1 pseudogene is annotated in these 1,131 nt (G+C 64.7%); it reads right to left on the reverse strand.

The features are described 5' to 3' along the window. Positions 1 to 200 precede the first annotated feature (200 nt). A pseudogene (locus EN964_RS35360) lies at positions 201 to 1,131 on the reverse strand (exopolyphosphatase); the annotation flags it as partial.

Genomic DNA, 1,131 nt, shown 5'->3' on the forward strand with positions numbered 1-1,131 from the left:
CCCCACAAGGGGGAGGGAACGCTGCCGCGTGCCTCTAATTCTTCTTTGGCGCCGAAAAGACAGGCGATTCGCCTAGGTCGGCCAACGGAAGTCTCCCTCCCCCTTGTGGGGAGGGCTAGGGTGGGGGTCCTCTTCGCAAGAGTCCATGGCCCTGCGTCGACGGGCGTGGTTCGGCGTAACGCCTACTTGACCGACACGCCCTACTTCACCGACATGCTGGGCCCACCCTCGACAGCCAGCACCAGACGGCGGTTGGTGATCCTTGCCAGTTGCGCCAGGCGCCCGGCCGGCCGCTCGCCATAGAGATCGGCCAGCGATGCCGGCAAGACCAGCGCCAGCACGCCGTTGGCGCGCTGTTCCCATTTCAGCCTGGGCATGATGCCCGGCATCGACGCCGTCAGCAGGTAGACGACGCGCATCATCGCGGCGAGCACGCGCGCCCGCTCCAGATAACGCGGCGGCGCCAACGCCTTGATCTCGGGGGCGATGGCTTCGTTGAAGATGCCGTCGTGACGATAGGCGTTGGCCATGGCCAGGAAGGCACGGCCGGGATGGTCGACGCCGAAGAAGGAGGCGTGCGCGATGATGTTGAGCGATTGCTTGCCGCGATATTCGGGATGCGCGCGCCAGCCGATATCGGCCAGCAATGCGGCCGCGTGGCGATAGCGCGCCTCGTCCTCGGTCTCGTCGATGCCGAAGGCGGCAAAGGTTTTGGCGGTCCAGTCGACAAGTTCATGCGCATGGGTGACGGAGCGCGAGCGCAGGCGTGCAAGCTCCTCCGAGGCCGAAATCAGCGGATCGGCCTTCTGCTCCGCCTCGTCGAGCAGCGAATAGAGAAAGCCTTCACGCACGCCGAGCGCCGAGACGATGATCTTCGACGGCTGCATCGCCGCCATGATCTCCTGCAGCACGACGGCGCCATAGGGCAGCAGCGAACGGCGGTTCTTGGAAACGCCTTCGATGCCCTTGACCTTCTCGATCTCGGCTTTGGCCACCTGCTTGAGGAAATTCGCCGCGCTTTCGGCCGAGATCTCGTAATGGTGCATGACGCCAAGCGGATAGTTGGTCATTTCCATGTGCAGCCGGGCGAGATTTCGCCAGGTGCCGCCGACGGCGTAGAAAGGCCTGCCC

Origin of the sequence: Mesorhizobium sp. M7A.F.Ca.CA.001.10.2.1 (genome assembly GCF_003998575.1) — a bacterium.
GTDB lineage: Bacteria > Pseudomonadota > Alphaproteobacteria > Rhizobiales > Rhizobiaceae > Mesorhizobium.